This is a genomic window from Salinicola peritrichatus (assembly GCF_003206715.1).
Lineage (GTDB): Bacteria > Pseudomonadota > Gammaproteobacteria > Pseudomonadales > Halomonadaceae > Salinicola > Salinicola peritrichatus.
The window spans coordinates 94,737-116,800 of sequence record NZ_PZJU01000008.1; the positions used below are offsets into that span (position 1 = coordinate 94,737).

The 22,064-nt window shown below is 64.6% G+C and carries 23 protein-coding genes; 7 read left to right on the top strand and 16 right to left on the bottom strand.

The window, feature by feature from the left end; all coding sequences use genetic code 11:
* Positions 1 to 24 precede the first annotated feature (24 nt).
* Complete coding sequence (rpoH, locus tag DOM57_RS04150; RefSeq protein ID WP_110647971.1) at positions 25 to 891, top strand: RNA polymerase sigma factor RpoH; 867 nt, start codon at positions 25 to 27, stop codon at positions 889 to 891.
* An 85-nt stretch (positions 892 to 976) separates the two neighbouring features.
* Here rpoH and slmA read toward each other — a convergent pair whose 3' ends face one another.
* From slmA to DOM57_RS04230, 16 genes are all read right to left on the bottom strand, one after another.
* The gene (slmA, locus tag DOM57_RS04155; RefSeq protein WP_110647972.1) at positions 977 to 1,594 is read right to left on the bottom strand and encodes a nucleoid occlusion factor SlmA; all 618 of its coding nucleotides are present in this window, start codon (positions 1,592 to 1,594) and stop codon (positions 977 to 979) included.
* 113 nt (positions 1,595 to 1,707) lie between these two features.
* Complete coding sequence (gene argB, locus DOM57_RS04160) at positions 1,708 to 2,610, bottom strand: acetylglutamate kinase (RefSeq protein ID WP_110647973.1); 903 nt, start codon at positions 2,608 to 2,610, stop codon at positions 1,708 to 1,710.
* A gap of 67 nt (positions 2,611 to 2,677) precedes the next feature.
* Positions 2,678 to 4,063, bottom strand: a complete 1,386-nt coding sequence (locus tag DOM57_RS04165; protein WP_239496110.1) for a phosphomannomutase/phosphoglucomutase — start codon at positions 4,061 to 4,063, stop codon at positions 2,678 to 2,680.
* 38 nt (positions 4,064 to 4,101) lie between these two features.
* On the bottom strand, positions 4,102 to 4,578 hold the full coding sequence (dut, locus tag DOM57_RS04170) for a dUTP diphosphatase (protein WP_110647975.1): 477 nt from the start codon (positions 4,576 to 4,578) through the stop codon (positions 4,102 to 4,104).
* A gap of 82 nt (positions 4,579 to 4,660) precedes the next feature.
* On the bottom strand, positions 4,661 to 5,920 hold the full coding sequence (gene coaBC / locus DOM57_RS04175; RefSeq protein ID WP_110647976.1) for a bifunctional phosphopantothenoylcysteine decarboxylase/phosphopantothenate--cysteine ligase CoaBC: 1,260 nt from the start codon (positions 5,918 to 5,920) through the stop codon (positions 4,661 to 4,663).
* Positions 5,921 to 5,991: 71 nt separating this feature from the next.
* On the bottom strand, positions 5,992 to 7,173 hold the full coding sequence (gene uxuA / locus DOM57_RS04180) for a mannonate dehydratase (RefSeq protein ID WP_110647977.1): 1,182 nt from the start codon (positions 7,171 to 7,173) through the stop codon (positions 5,992 to 5,994).
* A gap of 2 nt (positions 7,174 to 7,175) precedes the next feature.
* Positions 7,176 to 8,672: a mannitol dehydrogenase family protein gene (locus DOM57_RS04185; RefSeq protein ID WP_110647978.1), complete on the bottom strand. Its 1,497-nt coding sequence runs from the start codon at positions 8,670 to 8,672 to the stop codon at positions 7,176 to 7,178.
* Between the two features lie 4 nt (positions 8,673 to 8,676).
* Positions 8,677 to 9,957 (bottom strand): TRAP transporter large permease, encoded by a 1,281-nt coding sequence (locus tag DOM57_RS04190; RefSeq protein WP_110647979.1) that lies wholly within the window; start codon positions 9,955 to 9,957, stop codon positions 8,677 to 8,679.
* Positions 9,957 to 10,541: a TRAP transporter small permease gene (locus DOM57_RS04195; protein ID WP_110647980.1), complete on the bottom strand. Its 585-nt coding sequence runs from the start codon at positions 10,539 to 10,541 to the stop codon at positions 9,957 to 9,959. The genes DOM57_RS04190 and DOM57_RS04195 overlap by 1 nt, the downstream gene beginning before the upstream one ends.
* Positions 10,542 to 10,602: 61 nt before the next feature.
* Positions 10,603 to 11,586: a TRAP transporter substrate-binding protein gene (locus tag DOM57_RS04200; protein WP_110647981.1), complete on the bottom strand. Its 984-nt coding sequence runs from the start codon at positions 11,584 to 11,586 to the stop codon at positions 10,603 to 10,605.
* A gap of 84 nt (positions 11,587 to 11,670) precedes the next feature.
* Positions 11,671 to 12,693: a Zn-dependent oxidoreductase gene (locus tag DOM57_RS04205; protein WP_110647982.1), complete on the bottom strand. Its 1,023-nt coding sequence runs from the start codon at positions 12,691 to 12,693 to the stop codon at positions 11,671 to 11,673.
* Positions 12,694 to 12,740: 47 nt separating this feature from the next.
* Complete coding sequence (gene manD / locus DOM57_RS04210) at positions 12,741 to 13,952, bottom strand: D-mannonate dehydratase ManD (protein ID WP_110647983.1); 1,212 nt, start codon at positions 13,950 to 13,952, stop codon at positions 12,741 to 12,743.
* A 4-nt stretch (positions 13,953 to 13,956) separates the two neighbouring features.
* Positions 13,957 to 15,246, bottom strand: coding sequence for a TRAP transporter large permease (locus tag DOM57_RS04215; protein WP_110647984.1), 1,290 nt, complete (start codon positions 15,244 to 15,246; stop codon positions 13,957 to 13,959).
* The gene (locus DOM57_RS04220; RefSeq protein WP_110647985.1) at positions 15,243 to 15,740 is read right to left on the bottom strand and encodes a TRAP transporter small permease; all 498 of its coding nucleotides are present in this window, start codon (positions 15,738 to 15,740) and stop codon (positions 15,243 to 15,245) included. Before DOM57_RS04220 ends, DOM57_RS04215 begins: the two co-directional genes overlap by 4 nt.
* A 123-nt stretch (positions 15,741 to 15,863) precedes the next feature.
* Entirely contained in the window at positions 15,864 to 16,829 is a 966-nt protein-coding gene (locus DOM57_RS04225) for a C4-dicarboxylate TRAP transporter substrate-binding protein (RefSeq protein ID WP_110647986.1), read from the bottom strand.
* A 30-nt stretch (positions 16,830 to 16,859) separates the two neighbouring features.
* Positions 16,860 to 17,597 (bottom strand): GntR family transcriptional regulator, encoded by a 738-nt coding sequence (locus DOM57_RS04230; RefSeq protein ID WP_110647987.1) that lies wholly within the window; start codon positions 17,595 to 17,597, stop codon positions 16,860 to 16,862.
* 133 nt (positions 17,598 to 17,730) lie between these two features.
* Between DOM57_RS04230 and radC the strand changes: the two genes are divergently transcribed.
* From radC to DOM57_RS04260, 6 genes are all read left to right on the top strand, one after another.
* Positions 17,731 to 18,405 carry a RadC family protein gene (gene radC, locus DOM57_RS04235; protein ID WP_110647988.1) on the top strand — a complete coding sequence of 225 codons (675 nt, stop codon included), beginning with the start codon at positions 17,731 to 17,733 and terminating at the stop codon, positions 18,403 to 18,405.
* Positions 18,406 to 18,592: 187 nt separating this feature from the next.
* Positions 18,593 to 18,829: a 50S ribosomal protein L28 gene (rpmB, locus tag DOM57_RS04240; RefSeq protein WP_106419421.1), complete on the top strand. Its 237-nt coding sequence runs from the start codon at positions 18,593 to 18,595 to the stop codon at positions 18,827 to 18,829.
* An 11-nt stretch (positions 18,830 to 18,840) separates the two neighbouring features.
* Positions 18,841 to 18,996, top strand: a complete 156-nt coding sequence (gene rpmG, locus DOM57_RS04245; protein WP_035472447.1) for a 50S ribosomal protein L33 — start codon at positions 18,841 to 18,843, stop codon at positions 18,994 to 18,996.
* Between the two features lie 125 nt (positions 18,997 to 19,121).
* Positions 19,122 to 19,937: a bifunctional DNA-formamidopyrimidine glycosylase/DNA-(apurinic or apyrimidinic site) lyase gene (gene mutM, locus DOM57_RS04250; RefSeq protein ID WP_110647989.1), complete on the top strand. Its 816-nt coding sequence runs from the start codon at positions 19,122 to 19,124 to the stop codon at positions 19,935 to 19,937.
* Between the two features lie 244 nt (positions 19,938 to 20,181).
* Positions 20,182 to 21,372 carry a class I SAM-dependent rRNA methyltransferase gene (locus DOM57_RS04255; RefSeq protein WP_110647990.1) on the top strand — a complete coding sequence of 397 codons (1,191 nt, stop codon included), beginning with the start codon at positions 20,182 to 20,184 and terminating at the stop codon, positions 21,370 to 21,372.
* A 179-nt stretch (positions 21,373 to 21,551) separates the two neighbouring features.
* Positions 21,552 to 21,986: an acyl-CoA thioesterase gene (locus DOM57_RS04260; protein ID WP_110647991.1), complete on the top strand. Its 435-nt coding sequence runs from the start codon at positions 21,552 to 21,554 to the stop codon at positions 21,984 to 21,986.
* Positions 21,987 to 22,064: the final 78 nt, after the last annotated feature.

Below are 22,064 nucleotides of genomic sequence, written 5' to 3' on the forward strand. Positions count from 1 at the left end.
CCGCCTAGCATGGAGACATTGCACATGAGCACCAGTCTTCAACCCATTGGGAATCTTTCTCCGGGTCACGATCTCAACGGTTACATCCAGGCCGTCAACGGTATCCCCGTGCTGACGGCCGAAGAAGAGCACGATCTCGCCGTGCGCCTGCATGAAGAAGGCGACCTCGAGTCCGCTCGTCGTCTGATCATGTCGCATCTGCGCTTCGTCGTGCACATCGCGCGGAGCTATTCAGGTTACGGATTGCCGCAGGCGGATCTGATTCAGGAAGGCAACGTTGGCCTGATGAAGGCGGTCAAGCGGTTCGACCCGTACCAGGGCGTGCGCCTGGTCTCCTTCGCGGTCCACTGGATCAAGGCCGAGATCCATGAGTACGTGCTGCGCAACTGGCGTATCGTCAAGATCGCCACCACCAAGGCCCAGCGCAAGCTGTTCTTCAACCTGCGCAGCGCCAAGAAGCGTCTGGCATGGCTCAACAACGACGAGGTCGAGGCGATCGCCAAGGATCTCGACGTCAAGCCGACTGTCGTGCGCGAAATGGAGGGGCGCCTGGCCTCCTTCGATGCCGGCTTCGATGCCTCGCCGGGGGAAGAGGAAGAGCAGGGCTATCAAGCGCCGGCGCAGTATCTCGAGGACTACAGCTTCGACCCGGCGGCCCAACTGGAAGCCGATGACTGGGAGGCGGACTATACCCGTCGCCTGCGTGATGCGCTGGCGACACTCGACGAGCGTTCTCGCGACATCCTGCAACGGCGCTGGCTTTCCGAGCACAAGTCGACGCTGCATGAACTGGCAGACGTTTACGGTGTTTCCGCCGAGCGTATCCGCCAGCTCGAGAAAAACGCCATGAAGAAGATCAAACAGCAGTTGGGTGGCGCCCTGGCAGCCTGATCGCCATTAAAGACGCAGCAATGAAAAGCCCGGCCGATGCCGGGCTTTTTGGTTCTCTAGGGTATGGTCTTGGCTGCAGCCGGACTCACACCGCGTGAGTCTGCGCCACTGGTCTCAGCAAACGCCCGCCCAGCAGTTGCCACTGGTCTTCCCAGTGCGCGGTGGGGCGATGACGAAAATCGCTGCGAACGTACTGGCTGATCCGGCCCTCGACGAAGGCCGACAGCAGATTGGCTGCCGCGGATACCGATACCTGGCAGCGCAGCCCTTCGCGCAGTTCCGCCTCGCGCAGGATCTGCTTGAACTGGGTTTCCAGCCGCTCGAACAGCTGCGACATGCGCAGCCGCAGGCGCGCGGTCTCGCCGGTCAGCACGTCGCCATCCATCAGCCGGCTGAGGCCGGGATTCTTCTCGGCGAAGGCCAGCACCAGTTGCAGGATCGTCTCGCAGCGCTCGAGCGCCGAGGGCACGTCGTCGAGGATGCGCCGGATGCGCTCGAACAGGCTTGCCTCGATGAACTCGATCAGGCCTTCGAACATGCGCGCCTTGCTGGGGAAATGGCGGTAGAGTGCCGCCTCGCTGACACCGACCTGGCGCGCTAGCGCGGCCGTGGTGATGCGCTTGCCGCTGTCCTCCTCGAGCATCAGTGCCAATGCCTGAAGGATCTGTTCGCGGCGGGAGAGTTGAGAAGTTGCCTGCGTCATGACGGTTCTTATCGGTCGCTTTGTCCGGCTCCCTCCTGGAGCTGCCCGGTTGGCCTGTTTGCTGTTCGGCGACCGGGGCAGGCCATCCCGGCCCGCAATGGTTGAAACGGGGATCAGTCGCGCTGGTCCGTGATCTGGGTGCCGACGCCGGTGTCGGTGAAGATTTCCAACAGCGTCGAGTGCACGACGCGGCCATCGACGATCACGGCGCTGCCGACGCCGCCCTTGACCGCATCCAGGGCGCAGCGGATCTTCGGCAGCATGCCACCGTAGATTGTGCCATCGGCAATCAGCGCATCGACCTGCTCGGTGGAGAGGCCGGTCATGACATTGCCGGCGGCGTCCTGCAAGCCCGCGACGTTGGTCAGCAGCATCAGCTTCTCGGCCTTCAGCGCTTCGGCCACCTTGCCGGCCACCAGGTCGGCGTTGATGTTGTAGCTGTGTCCTTCGCGGTCGACGCCGATCGGCGCGATCACCGGGATGAAGTCGCGCTCGGCCAGCATCTCGAGCAGATCGGTGGAGACGTGCTCTACTTCGCCGACATGGCCGATATCGATGATTTCGGGCTCGGTCATTTCCGGGCGATGCTGCTCCACCTTGAGCTGGCGCGCCAGGATCTGGGCGTTATCCTTGCCGGTCAGGCCGATCGCCTTGCCGCCGCACTGATTGATCTGGTTGACGATGCTCTTGTTGACCAGCCCGCCGAGCACCATCTCGACCACGTCCATGGTCTCGGCATCGGTCACGCGCATGCCGTTGACGAAACGCGACTCGATATTGAGCCGCGACAGCAGCTGGCCGATCTGCGGCCCGCCACCGTGGACCACCACCGGATTGATGCCGACTTCCTTCATCAGCACCATGTCGCGGGCGAAGGAGTCGATCAGCTTGTCCTCGGTCATGGCGTTGCCGCCATACTTGACCACTACCGTCTTGCCGGAATAGCGCTGAATGTAGGGCAGCGCCTCCGACAGTATCTCGACCACGTGGCGGGGATCGCGTTCGCTAACGCTCATGAATCGTCACTGCTCCCTTTTAGGATTATCTCTGACCGACCGGACTCGTCGGCACGCACCGTCTCGCTCAGAACGGCAGCTCGACATTGGGTGCCACGTCCAGCAGGGCGTTGCGAAAACGCGCCTGCACGCGCTCCAGCGCCGCCCGATCCTTGCCCTCGAAGCGCAGCACCAGCACCGGCATGGTATTGGAGGCGCGGCAAAGCCCCCAGCCGTTGGGGTAATCGACGCGAATGCCATCCAGGGTCGTCCTGATCCCATCCTCACCGAAATCGCCGGTTTCGGCCAGTCGTTCGACGATGGCGAACTTCTCCTCGTCGCCGACGGCGACGTTGAGTTCGGGCGTACCGGGGTCCTGGGGAAAGGCGCTGAAATAGGCATCGATGTCTTGCGGCTGGCGGGAAAGCAGCTCCAGAAGTCTTGCGGCGGTGTAGAGTCCATCGTCGAAGCCATGCCAGCGTTCGGCGAAGAAGATATGCCCGCTCATCTCGCCACCGAGCGCCGCGCCGGTCTCCTTCATGCGCGCCTTGATCAGCGAATGTCCTGTGCGCCACATCTCCGGCTCGCCGCCGGCGCGATCGATGACCTGGGCCAGATTGCCGCTGCACTTGGTATCGAAGACGATCCGGGCACCCGGCGCGCGCTCGAGCAGGTCGGTGGCGAACGCCATCAGCAGACGGTCCGCAAAGATCACTTCTCCCCGCGCCGTCACCACGCCGAGGCGGTCGCCGTCGCCGTCGAAGGCCAGTCCGATATCGGCCTGGGTCTCGCGAACCTTGAAGATCAGATCCCGGAGATTCTCCAACTTGCCGGGATCGGGATGATGATTGGGGAAATCGCCGTCGATCTCGGTGTAAAGCGGCACGACTTCCGCTCCCAGCGCCGAGATCAGCTTCGGCCCCAGTTCGCCGGCCACGCCGTTGCCGCAGTCGACCACCGCCTTGAGCGGGCGCACCAGCGAGACGTCGCCGAGGATTCTTCGCAGATACTCTTCGCCGACGTTGCGCTGTTCGAGCGAACCCTGGCCCTCGGTGAGATTGCCGCCGCGGATACGATCGAGCAGATCGGTAATGGCGTTACCGGAGATCGCCTCGCCATCGAGCACGATCTTGAGGCCGTTGTACTCGGGCGGATTGTGGCTGCCGGTGACCATCACGCCGCTGCGGCTCTCGGCCAGGGTACAGGTAGCAAAGTAGAGCACCGGGGTCGGTACGCGACCGATATCGATCACATCACGGCCGGAAGCCCGCAGGCCGCGAACCAGCGCTGCCTGCAGCGCCGGGCCGGAATGGCGGCCGTCGCGGGCGACGATCACGCACTGCTGGCCGCGGGCGGCGGCTTCGCTGCCGATCGCGCGGCCGATCCACTCGACGCTTTCCTCGGTCAGGGTGTCGCCGACGATGCCGCGAATGTCGTAGGCGCGGAAAATCGAAGCGGGGATAACGTCGGTCATGCGCCGTGACATCCTTGAGTTCTCACTGGCTCAGATTCTTACTGACGCCCGGAGTGGCCGAAGCCGCCCGCCGCGCGTTCGGTGGCGACGAACTCCTCGACGATCTCCAGTTCGGCCTGGACGACCGGAACGAGCACGTACTGCGCCAGACGCTCGCCGGGCTCCAGAATGAAAGTATCGCGGCCGCGGTTCCACACCGAGATCATCAGCTCGCCCTGGTAGTCGGAGTCGATCAGGCCGACCAGGTTGCCGAGCACGATGCCATGCTTGTGACCGAGACCGGAGCGCGGCAGGACCAGGCCGGCCAGCGCGGGATCGCCGATATGGATCGCCAGTCCGGTGCGCACCAGCGCGCTGTCGCCGGGCGCCAGCGTCAGCGGCGCGTCCAGCAGCGCGCGCAGATCCATGCCGGCGCTACCGACGGTGGCGTAATGCGGCAGCGGGTAGTCATGGACGCGCTCGTCGAGAATCTTGACGGCAAGCTTGGGCGTGGCGGGCTGGGCAGTGGACGACATGAAACGGGGATTCCTGAAGGTGGAAACGGTTGTTGACGAAAGAAATCTGGCGCAAGAGTTCTAGGGTACCACCGGTCGCGGCTCAAGGAAGGTGGGCGACGATATGGTCCAGTATTGCCCCCGCCAGCGTCGCCTTGGGCTGTATCGGCAGTGGTTGCTGCTGCGTTTGGCCATTGTCGAGCCAGAGCAAGGTCACGGCGTTGTCATCGCTGCCGAAGCCGACACCTTCGCGAGAGACGTCGTTGGCGACGATCAGATCCAGCCGCTTGCGTTCGAGCTTGCTGCCGGCGTGGGTTTCCAGGTCGCGGGTCTCGGCGGCGAAGCCGACGGTGAAGGGACGATCCGGCCGTGCGGCAACCGTGGCGACGATATCCGGATTGCGCACCAGTTCGAGGGTCAGGCCGCTTTCGTCGTCGCGCTTCTTGAGCTTGTGTTCGCTGACCTTCGCGGCGCGATAATCCGCCACGGCGGCACAGCCGATGAACAGGTCGCAGGGCAGCTGCGCTTCGACCGTGGCCAGCATCTGGGTCGCCGAGGTGACGTCGATCCGATCGACGCCTGGCGGTGTCGCCAGCGTCACCGGCCCGCTGACCAGGCTGACGCTGGCGCCGCGTTCGGCGCAGGCGGCGGCCAGCGCGTAGCCCATCTTGCCGGAGCTGTGATTGGAGAGATAGCGCACCGGGTCGAGCGCTTCCCGGGTCGGGCCGGCGGTGATCACTACGCGCTTGCCGGCCAGATCCTGGTGCACGCACATGGCCTTGGATGATTTGTCGGGGCGCTGCTCGAGCGCGGCCAGCAACTGGGTCAGGATGGCTTCCGGTTCGAGCATGCGGCCGAGTCCGACATCGCCGCAGGCCTGGTCGCCGGCGTCCGGCCCCAGCAGCGTCCAGCCCAGTTCGCGGAGTCTATCGGCGTTGGCCAGCGTCGCCGGATGGCGCCACATCGCCTGGTTCATCGCCGGTGCCATCAGGCAGCGCGCTTCGCTGGCCAGGCATAGCGTGGTCAGCAGATCGTCGGCGTGGCCATGGGCCAGGCGCGCCATGAGATCGGCGGTGGCCGGCGCGATCAGAATGATGTCCGCCCATTTGGCCAGCTCGATATGGCCCATGCCGGCCTCCGCTTCCGGGTCCAGCAGCGAGGTACGCACCGGTTCGCCGGTCAGCGCCTGCAGCGTCAGCGGGGTGATGAAGGCCTGCGCGCCTGCGGTCATCACCACGCGCACCTCGGCATCCGTCTTCTTCAACAGACGGGCGAGATGCGCGCTCTTGTAGGCGGCGATGCCGGCGCTGATGCCGAGCAGAATGCGGGTTCCGGCCAGCCCCGGGCCAAGTGGTAGCGACATGGGCGACGTCCTGATAGGTCGGCCTTTACCTTACCATCGGCGCGGTGGATTGCGTAGCGTGGACGGCTCCCTCAGACGGCCGGCAGCAGGCGTTCGACGGCGAGTTCCACCCCGCGCAGTTCGGCGAGTCCCTTGAGCCGGCCAATCAGCGGATAGCCGGGGCGACTCTCCCGGGTCAGGTCATCGAGCAGCTGGTGGCCGTGATCCGGGCGCATCGGCAGGCGCTGGCCGACTTCGCGCCGGCGGCGTCGCTGTTCCCGAACCAGCGCGCTGATCACCCCGACCATGTCGACATCGCCATCCAGATGCCCGGCTTCGTGGAAGCTCGCCGGGTTCGGTTCCCGGCGAGTGGCGCGCAGATGCACGAAATGAACGTGCGGCGCGAAGCGCTCGGCCATCACCACCAGATCGTTGTCCTCGCGTACGCCGTAGGAGCCGGTACAGAAGGTCAGGCCATTGGCCGGACTCGGCGCGCTGTCGAGCACGTATTGGGCGTCTTCGGCGGTCGAGACCACGCGGGGCAGGCCGAGCAGCTCGCGGGGTGGGTCATCCGGATGGATCGCCAGGCGGATGCCGGCAGCCTCCGCCGCCGGTACGATGGCGGCGAGAAACTGGCGCAGATGGCGGCGCAGCGTATCGGCATCGATTCCACGATAGGCGTCCAGCGCTTCACGGAAACGTTCCAGCGTGTAGTGCTCCTCGGTACCCGGCAGACCGGCGATGATGGTGTCGATCAGGCTTGTGCGTGCTGCATCGTCGAGCGCTTCGAAATGGCGCCTCGCGGCTTCCCGCTCGGCCTCGCTGTAGTCCGCCTGCGCGCCGTCGCGTTCGAGCAGATGGAGATCGAAGACGGCGAACGCCGTCTGATCGAAGCGCAGCGCGGTGCCACCGCCGGGCAATGGCCAGGCGAGATCGGTGCGGGTCCAGTCGAGGACGGGCATGAAGTTGTAGCAGACCACGTCGATACCGCACTCGCCGAGATTGGCCAGCGTCCGGCGATAGTTGTCGATGTAGCCCCCGGCTTCCGGCAGGCCCTGCTTGATCGCTTCGTGTACCGGCACACTCTCCACGACCGACCAGGTCAGGCCGGCGGCTTCGATCAGCCGCTTGCGCTCGGCGATCGCTTCCACCGGCCACACTTGGCCGTTGGGGATTTCGTGCAGGGCGGTGACGATGCCGGTCGCGCCGGCCTGGCGAATCTCGCCGAGCGTGACGGGATCGTCGGGGCCGAACCAGCGCCAGGTGTATTCCATGATCAAACTTCCCGATCCGGGTTCTTGTAGGGCAGTGCGGCGATGGCCGCTTCGATGTCGTCGCTTTCGATGATTGACAGCGCTTCCGCGACGCGGTCGCTGAAACGCGTATCCTCGCGCAGCGCGGCGGGGAAAACGGCATCGAGCGCGAGGAAGGCCGCGACCAGGGCTTGGGGGTCGTTGCCATGGCGGCGATGCAACTCAGCAAGTGTCTCGGCCATGGGATCGTCCACCGGATGCGGCCGGCCGGCGAGATCGCTGCCGGCGGTATAGCGGATCCAGCCGGCCACGCCCAGCGTCGTCGTGGTGAGATCTCCGCCGTGCTGTAAACGCTCGACGCCACCGGCCAGCCAGCGCTGCGGCAGCTTCTGCGAGCCGTCCATGGCGATCTGCTGCAATCGGTGGCGCAGGCTGTCGTTGCCGAAGCGGGCCAGCAGGCTTTGGGTATAAGCGCTGACATCGGTTCCCGCCGGCAACGACAGTGTCGGGATCGCCTCCTGCTGCCAGTAGTGCTGAAGCAGCTGACGAAAGGCGGGGCGGGCGACGGCGGCGTCCACCGTTTCGATCCCGGCCAGCGCGCCAAGGTAGGCGAGCAGCGAGTGGGCACCGTTGAGCAGACGCAGCTTCATGGTTTCGAAGGGAGCGACGTCGGCGACCATCTCGACGCCGTCGGCTTCCCAGTCGGGGCGTCCCAGCGGGAAGTCGTCCTCGACCACCCACTGGCTGAAGGTTTCGCAGACCACGGCGGCGGGATCGTCGACGCCCAGTTCGGCCAGCCGCGTTCTGTCCGCATCGGTCATCGCCGGCACGATGCGGTCGACCATGCTCGAGGGGAAGGCGACATGGGCGTCGATCCACTCGGCCAGTGCCGCATCACGGTGCCGGGCCAGCGATATCACCGCCCGGCGCGTACGCTGGCCATTGTGGGGCATGTTATCGCAGCAGAGCACGGCGAACGGTTCGATGCCGGCGGTGCGGCGGCGCGCCAGCGCCGCCACCAGCATGCCCGGGGCGGTGTCCGGTGATTCGGGATGAGCGATATCGTGAGCGATCGGCGCGGCATCGGTCAGCAACTCGCCGCTGCTTGGGCTGAGAAAATAGCCTTTTTCGGTGACGGTGAGGGTGAGGATGCGAACGCCGGGATCGCTCATGCGCGCCAGCAGCGTTTCCCGATCCGGTCCATCCGGCCCCGCGTAGAGCGCCTCGCGGATGGCGCCAATCTCGCGCAGCGTGACCTGCCGGCTGTCGGCGAATTCGGCCACGTGATAGCGGTAGTCGCTGTCGCGGAGCTGATCGACGAGCGCGCGGTTGGAGCGAATATTGGCGCTGCAGATGCCCCAGTCGTCTCCCCGCTCGGCGCCAAGGCGGTTCAGGCAGCGTTGCACATAGACCGCCTGGTGGGCGCGGTGGAAGGCGCCCAGGCCCAGGTGGACGATGCCGATCCCGCTCGGAACATGGCGGGCCGGCTGGCGTTCGATCTGGATTCGGGTAGCTGCCATGGCGCTATTCCCCCATCAGCAGGTTGGGCAACCACAGCGACAGCGCCGGCACGAAGGAGACCAGCAGCAGCACGATCAGGTTGCAGATCAGGAACGGCACGATGGCGCGGGCGACGCGCAGCATGGGCAGCTTGCCGATGCTCGAGACCACGAACAGGCAGACGCCCACCGGCGGTGTGGTCAGGCCGATCATCAGATTGAGTACCGCCATCACGCCGAAGTGGATCGGGTCCATGCCGACGCCGGTGGCCACGCCCAGCAGTGCCGGGAACAGGATGATCAGCGCGGCGATGGTCTCCATGAAGGCGCCGACGAACAGCAGAATCAGGTTGAGGATCAGGATCACCACGATCGGGTTGTCGCTGAAGCCCAGGATCGCGTCGGCGAGCAGCTGCGGGATCTGCTGGCTGGTCAGAATCCAGCCGAACAGATTGGCCAGCCCGACCAGCAGCATCAGCGAGGCCGAGGTGATCACGGTGTCGGAGAGAATGCCGCCCAGGTTGCGCCAGTTGATGCCCTTGTAGACGAAGGCGCCGACCAGCAGCGCATAGAGGCTGGCGACGATCGAGGCCTCGGTGGGCGTGAACAGCCCGCCGATGATGCCGTAGAGAATGATGAAGGTCATCAGCAGCGCCCAGAACGCGCTGCGGCCTTCCTTGATCAGCTCCTTGATCGTGGCGCGCGACTCCTTGGGATAGCCGCGACGCACCGCCAGCCAGTAGGCGGTGATCATCATCGCCACGCCCAGCAACAGGCCGGGAACGGCCCCCGCCAGGAACATGCGGCCGACGGAGATGCCGGAGAGCGAGCCGACGATGATCATCGGCACGCTGGGCGGAATGATCGGGCCGATGGTCGAGGATGCGGCGGTCACGGCGGCGGCGAACGGCTTGTCGTAGCCGGCCCTGGACATCCCCGGAATCATCACCGAGCCGATGCTGGCGGCATCCGCCACCGCGGTACCGGAAATGCCGCTGAAGATCATCGAGCCGCCGACGTTGGCCAGCCCCAGGCCGCCGCGAATATGGCCCACCAGGGCGTTGGAGAAGCGCACGATGTGCTGGGTGATATTGCCCACATTCATCAGGTTGCCGGCCATCACGAAGCCGGGGATGCACAGCAGCACGAACGAATCGATGCCGGAGAACATGCGCTGCGGCACGATGGTCAGCGAAATGCCGCTGAGCATCAGATAGGCTAGCGACGAGATGCCCAGGCAGAAGGCGATCGGCAGGCCGATCAGCAACAGCGCCAGAAACGTGGTGAAGAGAACGGCGATTTCCATCAGGTCACCTCATGGGCTGCGGCGGAATCGGCAGCGCGCTCGCCGCGAACCAGCGCAATGACGCCTTCCAGCATGCCGACCACGCTGTAGAGCAGCAGCGAACCGAACAGCAGCACCGAAGAGTAGAAGACATAGATCATCGGTATCCGCAGCGTGGGCGAGGTCTGGAAGGCGCCGATCTGGGCGAACTTCCATGCCTGCGGCAACACGATCAGAGTGAAGCCGAAGATCAGCAGCGAGATGAGCGTGAGATAGGCGGCACGGCCGCGAAAGCCGAGCCAACCGTGGAACAGCTCGACATTGACGTGGCGATGGCGATGCAGCGCCACGCCGGCGCCCAGCGCCACCATGTAAATGAACAGGTAACGGGTCAGCTCCTCGGTCCAGGCCACGGTAAAGGGCAAGAACAGGCGGGATGAGACCTGCAGCAGCACGGTCAGCGACAGGCCCACCAGTGCGACCACCGCCAGCGCCAGCAATACGCGGCCGAGCAGATCGGCCAGACGGCCGAGTGGCCCGCCGAGACGGGGCACACGGGTCAATACCTCCAGCGCTTCCTCGATATCCTGTTCGCGGTCCGACATGGCGCACTCCGGCAATGTAATGGACGGGGATGGCCTCGTCGCCAGCCCCGCACACCTTGGATTACAGGTTCTGAATGGCGTCGTAGAGTTCGCGCTGCTCATCGTCGAGCGAGTCGAGCACGGCGGGACGCGCCTTCTCGGCGAAGGCCTTCTGGTCGACTTCGACGAACTCCATGCCCTTGTCCTTCAGCGCTTTTTCGAGGCGCTGCTGATCCTCGACGAACAGCTCTTCCTCGTAGGACTGCATCTCGGAAGCGGCGTCGCGTACCACGGTCTGGAGGTCGTCCGGCATCGACTCGAGCTGGTTCTTGCCGATCACCACATAGATCCAGCTACGCACGTGGTCGGTCATGTCCACGTACTTCTGGACTTCGTTGAAGCTGGCGCTCTCGATCAGGCTGAGCGGATTCTCCTGGGCCTCGATGGTGTTCTGCTGCAGCGAGGTGAAGACTTCGCTGAAGGCCATCGGCGTCGGGCGGGCGCCGAGCGCTTCCCAGGTATCGACGAACAGCGGCACGTTGGGTACACGCATGCGCAGGCCGTCGAGATCGTCCGGCGTCTTGATCGGCCGGTTGGAGGTCAGCTCGCGCGGGCCACGCTCGAACCAGGCCAACGGCACCAGGCCGGTGCGTTCGGTAATCTGCTGCTCGATCTCTTTGCCGACATCGCTCTCGACGGTCTTGCGCAGGTGATCGGCGTCGCGGAACAGGTAGGGCACGGCCATCATCGCCGCCTTGGGCGCCCAGTTCTGCAGGCTCTCGCCGGTAATGGTCATGTCGGCGGTGCCGAGCTGGATGCTGTTGATCACGTCCATCTCGCTGCCGAGCTGCTCGTTGGGGAAGACCTGGACCTCGATGCGGCCATCGGAGTTGGCTTCGACCAGCGCCTTGAACTTCAGCGCGGCCTTGTTCCAGATATTCTGCTCGTTGGCCAGATGGCCGAACTTGAGAGTGAAGTCAGCGGCCAGAACCGTCTGGCTGCCGAGCAGGGTGGCGCCGAGGGCGGCACCCGCCAGAAGGCGTTTCAGTGTCGTGGTGGTAAGCATGGCGTGAAGCTCCTGTCGCGTTGTGTGCGCGTTGTCATACGCATCGTGGGACGAGCATCGGCACCCAAGGTCGGGCTGGGCATCTCAGTGCCCGATTCGTACCAGCACCTTGCGCGCCGTTTCCGGGTGGTGATCGAGCAGATCGATCGCTTGCGGCATCTCTTTCAAGGCGACGCGATGACTGATCAGCGCCTTGGGGTCGAGACGGCCGGCGGCGATATGCGCGATCACCTCCGGGAACTTATGGTTGTTCAGACGCGAGCCGACCAGCGTCAGCTCCTTCTTGATCACTTCCAGCTGGACCAGATCGCTCGGCGTGGGACTGAAGCCCAGCAGGCCGATACGTCCGGCCGGACAGGCCATGCGTAGCATCGCCGGCAGCATCGCGGGCACGCAGGCGGCGTCGGCTATCAGCGGAATGCCTTCGCCATCGGTCACTGCCGTGATCGCCGCCTCGAGATCCTCGTCGCGACCGTTGATGGTGTGGCCGGCGCCCAGCTCCCGCGCCGTCGCCAGGCGTTGGTCGAGGATATCGGTGACGATCACCTCCTCGAGGCCGATGGCGCGCGCCATCTGCAGCACGGTCAGCCCGATCACGCCGGCGCCGATCACCAGCAGGCGGTCGCCCGGTTGCGGATCCATCCGCGAGAGCACGTTGGCAGCGATCGAATAGGGCTCGACCAGCGCCGCCGCGTCCAGATCCAGATCGTCGGGGATCTTGTGCGCATTGGCTGCCGGCACGTTGACCTGGTCGGCGAAGCCGCCGTTGCGGTGCACGCCGATCACCTGCATCGCGCTGCAGACGTTGGGCCGACCGATACGGCAGGGATAGCACCGGCCGCAGCTGACCACCGGGTCGATGCACACCCGCTCGCCGACGCGGGCCGCATCGACGCCGTCGCCGACGGCGCTGATCACGCCGGCGAACTCGTGCCCGGTGATACGCGGAAAGCGCACGAAGGCGTTGTCGCCGTGGATGATGTGCATATCCGAGCCGCAGATGCCGGCGAAGGCGACATCGACGACGACCTCGCCCGGTGCCGCTACCGGCGCGGGCTGCTCGGCGACGTCGAAATCATGGGGCGCCTTGACCTGAAATGCTTGCATGACATCTCTCCTTCGCGCGCCAGCATGGGCGGTGGCTGAACCGTGATTTACCAATGCCACAGCGTGCCGTCCTCGAGTCGGTTGACCGGCAGGCTGGCGCGCTTGTAGGGGTAGCGGGCAGCCGCTTCCTCGTCGATGTCGACGCCATGTCCTGGCGTCTCGCCGACCAGGAAGTGGCCATCCTCGAAGCGGTAGTCGTGGGGGAAGACGCTGTCCGTCAGTTCGTCGTGGGGCATGTGCTCCTGAATGCCGAAGTTGGGCACCCAGGTATCGAAGTGGATCGCCGCGCCGAGACACACCGGCGACAGATCGGTGGGGCCGTGGAAACCGGTGCGCACGTGGTAGAGCGAGGCCAGATCGGCGACCCGGCGCAGATGGGTGATGCCGCCACCGTGGGTCAGCGGCATGCGGATGTAATCGATCCACTGGTTCTGGATCATCTCGCGATAGTCGTGAATCGAGTTGAACACCTCGCCGATCGCCAGCGGCGTGGTGGTGTGCTCGCGGATCAGGCGCAGGCTTTCCTGGTTCTCCGCCGGCACGCAGTCCTCGAGCCAGAACAGATGGTAGGGCTCCACCGCCTTGCCCAGGCGCGCCGCTTCGATCGGCGTCAGCCGGTGGTGAACGTCGTGCAGCAGATGTAGATCATGGCCGAAGCGCTCGCGCACCGCGGCGAACAGTTGCGGCACGTGGTTGAGATACTTCTCGGTGCTCCAGACGTGCTCGGCGGGTAGTTCGGCATCCGCCGGCTCGTAGCGCTCGCCTTCGCGCTTGGCGACACCGTAGATGGTGGGAATACCGGGAATGCCGGCCTGCACCCGGACTGCCTTGTAGCCGAGTTCGACGTGGCGGGCGACTTCCTCGAGGCAGCTGTCGATATCCTTGCCGGTGCAGTGGGCGTAGGTCATCACCCGCTCGCGGCTCTTGCCGCCGAGAAGCTGATAGAGCGGCATGTCGGCGGCCTTGGCCTTGATGTCCCACAGGGCCATGTCGACCGCGCCGATCGCGCTCATGGTCACCGGGCCGCGACGCCAGTAGGCACCGCGATAGAGATAGTGCCAGGTATCCTCGATGCGGCTGGCATCGCGACCGATCAGCGCCGGCACGACGTGCTCTTCGAGATAGGCCGCGACGGCCATCTCGCGGCTATTGAGCGTGGCGTCGCCGATCCCGTAGATGCCGGACTCGGTGATCAGCTTGAGGGTGACGAAGTTGCGCCCCGGGCTGGTGACGATGACGCGGGCGTCGGTAATTTTCATGGCCTCATCCCATCAGGTAATTGGGCAGGAACAGCACGACATCGGGGAAGAAGATGATCCCCAGCACCACCGCGAAGACCGCCAGGGCGAAGGGCACCAGTTCGCGGCTATAGGCGGTGAATGGGCAGCGCAGGATGCCGCATACGGTGTACATCGAGATGCCTACCGGTGGCGTCATGCCGCCGAAGGTCACCAGAGTCATCATCAGCAGGCCGAAGTGCACCGGATCGACGCCGGCGGCCTTGATCACCGGCACCAGGATCGGCGCCAGCAGCATGACCACCACGGTGGCTTCGAGCAGCATGCCGAGCAGCACCAGCAGTACCGCCAGCGTCAGCAACAGCGTGGTCTGGTTGGCGAACAGGCCGAGCGTCAGCTGGGCGATGGTCTGGGGAACCTGCTCGAACGACACCACGTAGCCGATGATCCCCGAGAACATGATGATCAGCATGATCATGCCGATGTCGCGGACGCTGGCGCGCATCGCCTCGATGATCTCCCGGACACCCATCTCGCGATGGATCAGGCAGCCCACCACCAGCGCGTAGACGACCGCGAAGGCGCCCGCTTCCGAGGGGGTGAACAGGCCATAGCGGATGCCCACCAGCAGCCACAGCGGAAACAGCAGGGCCCAGACGCTACCACGGACGGCGCCGAGGACCTCGCCGAATCTGGGCAGGCTGTCGCGCACCGGGGTGTAGCCGCGCCGCTTGGCGACCAGGGAAGTGGTGATCATCAAGGCCACCATCAGCAGCACCCCGGGTATCAGGCCGGCGATGAACAGCCGGCCGATCGAGACCTCGCCGAGGTAGCCGTAGAGGATCAAACCGATGCTGGGCGGGATCGTGGCGGTGATCAGACCGCCGATCGACAGCACCGCGCCGGCGAATCCGGGGGTATAGCCTTCCTCGACCATGCCCTTGCCGAGTACCCGGGACTGCATGGCGGCATCGGCGACGGCGGAGCCCGAAACGCCGCCCATCAGCGTGCTCAACACCAGGCTGGCCTGGGCCAGGCCGCCGCTCATCCAGCCGGCCAGCAGGGTCGAGAGCTTCAATAGGCGCGGCGTGATGCCACTGGCATTCATCAAGTGACCGATGAAGATGAACAGCGGCACGGCCAGCAGCGGAAACGACTGCGACGCCGAGACGATCCGCTGGACACCGATGCCGGTGGGCAGGAAAGTGCCCGGGAGCAGGAAGTAGGAGAGCCCGGCGATGCCGATGGCAAAGGCGACCGGCATGCCGATGGCCATCAGCAACAGCCCGAGCCCGAGCAGAAGGGCGGTCGTCATAGGGTTTCCTCCGGGGCGCTATCGTCCGCTTGCTCTTCGAGCAGGCGGTCCAGTCCACGCGCGAACAGGGTGCGCACCAGCGAGAGCATCATCAGCAGGCTGCCGACCGGCAGCGCGAGCGTGACGTAGCCATAGCTGAGTCCGGCGATGCCCAGCGGGCGCTGCCAGTTGGAGAGCGCCAGCGGAAAGCCGTAATACATCAGCAGTGCCAGGAAGATCAGCATCAGCACCAGCGACAGCGCAGTGAGGCCGCGCGCCACGGCCGACGGCATGCGGGCGATCAGCGCATCGATGCGTACCTGGCCGCCACGGCGCAGGGTGATGTCGGCGCCGAGCACGGCGGTCCAGATGAACAGGAATTGCGCGAGCTCTGCGCCACCGGCAAAAGGCTGGCCGATGGCGCGCATGGTCGCGCTGGCAAGAATGGTCAGTGACGTCGCGCCGAGCAGCACGACGGCAAGCGTTTCTTCAACGATATCGAACCAGCGCCACATGGATCGTCTCCTCGAGCGTAGGGCAGTTGATGTTCGGAGCGGTCATGCGTGAAACGTCAACAGCCTCTGGTGTTCGGACGCCGTCGAGCCTGCTCAGTGCCGGCCCGGGCGGCGTCGGCGAGGTCATTCGACGTTCTCGAGCAACTGGTCGCGATACTGGTCGTAACCGAGCTCCTCGTAGACGGCGTTGACGCGTTCGCGGAACAGCGGGATATCCACCTCGTTGAAGCTGACGCCTTCCGCTTCCATCTTCTGCTTGACCTCGTCGAGGGCGGCGACGGTATTCGCGCTGGCCTCGTCGCCGGCTTTTTCCAGCTCCTCGTCGAGAATGCTCCGCAGGTTCTCGGGCAGCGACTGATACCACTGGTCCGAAGTGACGATTCCGGTCATCAGCTGGATATGGTGAGTCAGTGCAACGTTGGTGATGACCTCTTGAAGACGCTGGCCATCGGCGGCGGTCAGCTGCGCTTCGGCACCGTCGATGGAGCCCAGTTGCAGCGCGGAGTAGACCTCGGACCAGGGCAGCGGCGTGGGCGTGGCGCCCATCGCCGTGATCGTCTTGAGCCAGATCGGCGAATTGATGGTACGCACGCGCACGCCCTCGAGGTCTTCCGGGGTGTGGACCGGCTTTTGCGTCAGCATCTCGCGCGAGCCCTGGAACCAGTTGTAGTTCAGCAGGCGTAGCCCGCTGTTGGCGGCCAGTTCCTCGACCCATTTCCGGTAAAGCCCGGAGTCGGTGATGGCCTTGTAGTCGCGATAGTCATCGACCAGGTAGGGGGCGCTGAGAATGCCCAGCTCGGACTGGTACTCGGACAACCGGCCGGCATCGATCAGAACGCCGATGTTGGCGCCGCTGCGGATCTGTTCGACGACATCCTCGTCGGAACCCAGCTGGCTATTGGGGAATACGTTGACCTGCAGTTCGCCGTCGCTGCGTTCGGCGATGCGTTGCGTGGCGTGCTGCATGGCCTGGACCACGGGGTCTTGATTGTTCAACGCGGAGGACAGGTTGAGCTGATAGTCGGCCAGCGCGAGGTTGCTGGCGAAGGCCAGCGCCATGGCGGGCAGCAGAGTGGCGGTGATTTTCATGCAATCTCCTGGTATGTCCGTCGTGCTTGTCTAGGGGGCAGCCCGTCGCGCCGGGTTGCCGTTGGCAGTGGTGTCGAACATCGCGGGAAAACGTCGCATCAGTTCGGGCAGCGAAATCAGCAACTCGCGCAGATGGGCCTGCACGGCGCGTTCGGCGGCTTCGGGGTCGCGAGCCTCGATGGCGCGAACGATGCTTGCGTGCTGGTCGATCAGGGTTTCCAGCGGGGTGCCGTCGGGGACGCTGATGTAGCGCACGCGGTCGAAATGGGCCTTGACCGCCTCGGTGAAACGCCAGGCGGACTCATGCCCTGCCTGGAACGACAAGACCTGGTGAAACGCCTCGTCGAGCCCATAGAAACGATCGAAGTCCTCGTCGCCGATGCAGCGGCGCTGGCGCTCGACCAGTTCGAAGAGCTCATTCAGCCCGCGTCGCGACAGCCCTTCCGCCGCCGCCGACTTGGCCACCGCGACTTCGATCGCCTCGCGCACGAAGCGCGCGCTGTAGACCGCCTGCGGCGAGATCTTGACCACGAAGGTGCCGCGCTGCGGGCGCACTTCGACCAGCCCCGCCTCGGAGAGCCGGATGAAGGCTTCGCGCACCGGCTGACGGCTGACGTCGAAGGTGTTGGCGATCTCCTTCTCGGACAACGCCTGTCCCGGCGCCAGTACCAGCCGGATGATCGCGTGACGCAGCACGTCATAGAGGCGCTGGCGCACGGGATTGGCGTCCGAGGCGTCCCAGAGAGTTTGCAGAGTGGCAGTCAACATCGGCTCCGACAGTGCTTGTCAGGCTAGTATGGTAGTGATGGAGCCAGGAAAACGATTCAACTTTAGATGCAGGAAAAGCAACAGTTATGTGCCATCGCTGCCGATGACTCGAGAAACGACAGCGGAGTGGCTCATGGGGATACGCGACTGGCCGGAGGGGGAGCGGCCGCGGGAGAAGCTCTTGAAGTTTGGGCCGGCGGCACTATCCGACGCCGAACTCCTGGCGATCTTTCTACGCGTCGGGGTCAAGGGGCGTTCTGCGGTGGATCTGGCGCGGGATCTGCTAGCGGGTTTCGGCGGCCTGCGGCCGCTGCTGGAAGCGGATCGCGAGCGTTTTTGTGCCGAACACGGCTTGGGTGAAGCCAAGTACGTGCAATTGCAGGCGACGCTCGAACTCTCGCGACGCCATCTGGGCAGCCTGCTCGAGCGCGACGGCGCGCTGACCTCGCCGACGCTGGTACGGCACTTTCTGAGTGCGCAACTGCGTCATCTCGATCACGAGGCCTTTGCGGCGCTGTTTCTGGATACCCAGCATCGGGTGATTCGCTTCGAGATCCTGTCCGAAGGCACGCTCGACAGCGCTTCGGTCTACCCACGCGAAGTGGCCCGCCGGGCGCTGGCGCGCAACGCCGGCGCGGTCATCTTCGCTCACAATCATCCTTCCGGCGTGGCCGAACCGAGCGACGCCGATCGCCGTATCACCGAGCGCCTGCGCGAGGCGCTCTCGTTGTTCGACATCCGGGTGCTGGATCACTTCGTGGTCGGTGACGGTGAGGTGATCTCGTTTGCCGAGCGGGGTTGGCTATAAGTCGGACCCGGCCCGCTCGCCAGCACGGATCGCCTCGATGCTTGCGAGGGGGTGGGCGGTCTGGTATAAAGTACGCCCTTTGAATCAGGGCATAAGGCTTAGGCCCGTCATTTCGTCGTCGTATGGCGCAATGGCGTTTGCCCGAGATGAACCGAACAACCCAACCCGCCAGTGGTCGGAGGCTTCCATGTCCCAAGTTTGTCAGGTTACCGGTAAGCGTCCGGTGACTGGTAACAACGTCTCGCATTCACAGCGCAAGACGCGTCGTCGTTTCGTGCCGAACCTGCACACGCACCGTTTCTGGGTCGAATCCGAGAAGCGTTTCGTCAAGCTGCGCATCTCCTCCAAGGGCATGCGTATCATCGACAAGAAGGGCATCGAAGCGGTGCTCAGCGATATTCGCAAGCGCGGCGCTAGCATTTAAGGAGTCGAGACATGCGTGACAAGATCAAGTTGGTGTCCAGTGCCGGTACCGGCCACTTCTACACCACCGCCAAGAACAAGCGTAACACCCCGGACAAGCTGGAATTCAAGAAGTACGATCCGGTCGTTCGCAAGCACGTCATCTACAAGGAAGCCAAGATCAAGTAATCTGGCGCTTTTCTGTAGTCGAAGAAACCCGGTCTGTCGATCGGGTTTCTTCGTTTCCGTCGTCTGGACTGCACTCATCGGCCGCGCGGGGAGCGCCCGCCGGACGGATCGTGGAGAGTTTCGTCATGCCCGAACTGCCCGAAGTCGAAACCACGCGTCGCGGTATCGCGCCCCATGTGGCGGGGCATGAGATCGTCGAGGTGATCGTGCGTCACCGCGGCCTGCGGGTGCCGGTGCCGGCGGATCTCGAGACATCGCTGATCGGCCGGCGACTCGGCGAACTGGGGCGGCGCGCCAAGTATCTGCTGCTGCCGCTGGGTGAGCGCACGCTGCTGTGGCACCTGGGAATGTCCGGTAGCTTGCGTATTGCCCGGGTGGGCGATCTCCCCAGGAAGCACGATCATATCGATGTGGTATTCGAGGGCGGCAATGTTCTGCGCTATCACGACCCGAGGCGGTTCGGTTTCGTCGACTGGCTGGCCGGCAGCGCCGAGACGGACATCAGGCTCTCGCGCCTGGGGCCGGAGCCGCTGTCGCCCGCATTCGACGGGGAGCGGCTCTTTCGTCTCTCCCGCGGGCGCCGCGCGGCGATCAAGCCGTTCATCATGGATAACGCCGTGGTGGTCGGGGTGGGCAACATCTACGCCACCGAGGCGCTGTTTCTCGCCGGCATCGACCCCCGTCGGGTCGCCGGGCGTATCTCCCGGGAGCGTTACGACCGCCTGGCCGAGGCGATCAAGGCCGTACTGGCCGCGGCGATCACCCAGGGCGGCACCACGCTGCGTGACTTCGTCAGCGGCACCGGCGAGCCGGGCTACTTTGCCCAGCGGCTCAACGTCTACGGTCGCGCCGACCAGCCCTGCCATCAATGCGGCCGCGAGCTGCGCCTGATCGTACTCGGCCAGCGGGCCAGCGTTTACTGTCCGGGGTGTCAGACTTGAAAAGAGAGAGTAAGCGCGGCTACGCCGCTATAAGGCGCAAGCGCCGCTTCGCGGCTGGAAGAGGGAAGAAAGACCAAGAGCCAAACCATTTGTTTGGATAGAAGAGGAAGATTGTATTTCTTCCTTCTTCCTTCTTCCTTCTTCCCCCTTAATCCCGGTTTACATAGGCATTCCTCCGGTGTTTCCTTAAAATGCGCGCCGGAAAGCCTCTATTGCCGACGGAACCCTGCCCATGGAGTCCCCTGTGACCCAGACCCTGCGCCTCAAGAAAAACGCCGATCGCCGCCTCAAGGCAGGCCACCTCTGGCTCTACTCGAACGAGATCGATGTCCAGGCCACGCCGCTCAAGGAGATGGAGCCCGGCGCCCAGGCGGTCATCGAGGCAGCCAACGGCAAGCCATTGGGCGTGGCCTACGTCAATCCGCATTCGCTGATCTGCGCTCGCGTGGTGTCCCGCGATGCCGATGTCAGGCTGGACCGCTCGTTGCTGGTGCACCGCTTCAATCAGGCGTTGGCGCTACGCGAGCGACTCTTCGCCAAGCCGTTCTACCGTCTGATCCATGGCGAGGGCGACCTGTTGCCGGGGCTGATCGTCGATCGCTTCGATAGCGTGCTGGTGGTGCAACTCAATACGCTGGGCATGGAAACGGTGCGCGATGAAGTCATCGCGGCGCTGGACAAGGTGCTGTCGCCAAGCGCGATCGTATTCAAGAACGACTCCAGCGGTCGCCGGCTCGAGCAGCTCGAGTCCGAAGTGGAAGTGGTGCACGGCGAACTGCCCGACGAAGTACTGCTGGAGGAGAACGGCGTGCGCTTCGTCGTTCCGGTCATCGAGGGGCAGAAAACCGGCTGGTTCTACGACCACCGCGCCAACCGTGCCTGGCTCAACGGTCTGGTCGCCGGCAAGCGCGTGCTCGACCTGTTCAGCTACGTCGGTGGCTGGGGCGTGCAGGCGGCGGCACATGGCGCCAGTGAAGTGCTCTGCGTCGATGCCTCCGAAGCCGCGCTGGATCGGGTCGCCGAGAATGCGGCCCTCAACGGATTGCACGAGCAGGTGGCGGTGGGGCACGGCGATGTATTCGAGGCGCTCACCGCGCTGCGCGCCGAGGGTGAGCGCTTCGACGTGGTGGTGCTCGATCCGCCGGCGTTCATCAAGAAGCGCAAGGATATCGCCAATGGCGAGCGCGCCTACGCGCGGCTCAATCGCGAGGCGATGCGTCTGCTCGGACGCGATGGTCTGCTGCTCTCGGCTTCCTGCTCGATGCATTTGAGTGAGGAGCGGCTGGTCGAGTGCGTGCGCGGCGCGGTGCGCCACCAGGATCGCCACGGCCAGATTCTCTATCGTGGCGGCCAGTCCGGCGATCACCCCATCCATCCGGCGATTCCCGAGACCGCGTACCTCAAGGCGCTCGGCGTGCGCATCTTCCGCAACTGAACAGGTGCAACCGGCATGACGGAAAATATCGTCTGTGTCTTTCGTCATCCCAATGTCTTGTTGGTTGGCCATATTTCGCGATGTGCTGGAAAGCGGGAAGGCGTCTTCTACGCTTGCTGGCGATGTGGGCGGGATCGCCCGGTCGGCGCGTCGGAAGCAAAGAGGTAAGGAGGGCGATGATGTCCTGGGATCGGATGCAGCCGTTCGTGATCGACATTGAGGTCGAATCCTCGAGCATCGATCACTACGGCCATGTCAACAACGCCGAATACCTGCGCTGGATCGAGCGTGCCAGCTGGACCCACTCCCGCCATCTCGGCCTGAGCCTGGATGACTACCGTGCGCTGGATCGGGGCATGGTGGTCCATCGTCATGAACTCGACTATCTCGCGCCTGCATTCGAAGGCGATCGCCTCGAACTCGCCACCTGGATCGTGGCCTGCGATGGCCGACTGACACTGGAGCGCCGGTTCCAGCTGCGCCATGTCGAATCGGATCGCACCTTGCTGCGCGCACGCACGCGCTTTGCCTGTATCGCGCTGTCCACGTGCCGCCCGAAACGGATGCCGGCCAGGTTCGTGGAGGTATACGGCGGCGCGGTCGTGCTCGAATAGGTTATTTTTCTAAAAACGTCGCTTGCTCGATATTATTTCCCGTTAAATCGTCTTGTTTGGTTTTTATTGGCGTTTTTG